Annotated in this window: 1 protein-coding gene; it reads left to right on the top strand. The window is 59.4% G+C overall.

All coding sequences use genetic code 11. The features are described 5' to 3' along the window. Nucleotides 1-2: 2 nt before the first annotated feature. Nucleotides 3-379, top strand: a 377-nt coding sequence (locus EN935_RS40560; RefSeq protein ID WP_348629936.1) for an arginase family protein, incomplete at its 3' end; no start/stop codon positions are given.

The following is a 379-nucleotide window of genomic DNA, read 5'->3' as shown; positions in this document are numbered from 1 at the left end:
GCCTGGAGCAGAGTGCCAGTCTTGATGACATCGATGCGGCGATCCTTGGCATCCCGTCGGATTCCGGCGGTCCTTATCGCACCGGCTCGCGTTTCGCTCCTAATGCCATCCGGGCCATGTCGGTGATGTTGCGGCCAATCAATCCCTATCGCGGTGGCGTCAACGTCTTCGAGACGCTTCGAGTTCGCGATGTCGGAGATTGCGGGGTGGTCCCCGGCTATCTTGAAGAAAGCTACCGGCAGATCGAGGAAGCGGTTGCAGCAATCGTCAGCGCTGGGGTCATTCCTATGTCGCTCGGAGGGGATCATTCAATCACCTTGCCACAACTGCGCGCTGTGGCCAGGAAGCACGGTCCGTTGGCGCTGGTTCATTTCGATTC

The organism is Mesorhizobium sp. M7D.F.Ca.US.004.03.1.1, from assembly GCF_003998635.1.
In the GTDB taxonomy this organism is placed as follows: domain Bacteria; phylum Pseudomonadota; class Alphaproteobacteria; order Rhizobiales; family Rhizobiaceae; genus Mesorhizobium; species Mesorhizobium loti.
This window is presented reverse-complemented; position numbering and strand designations above follow the sequence as displayed.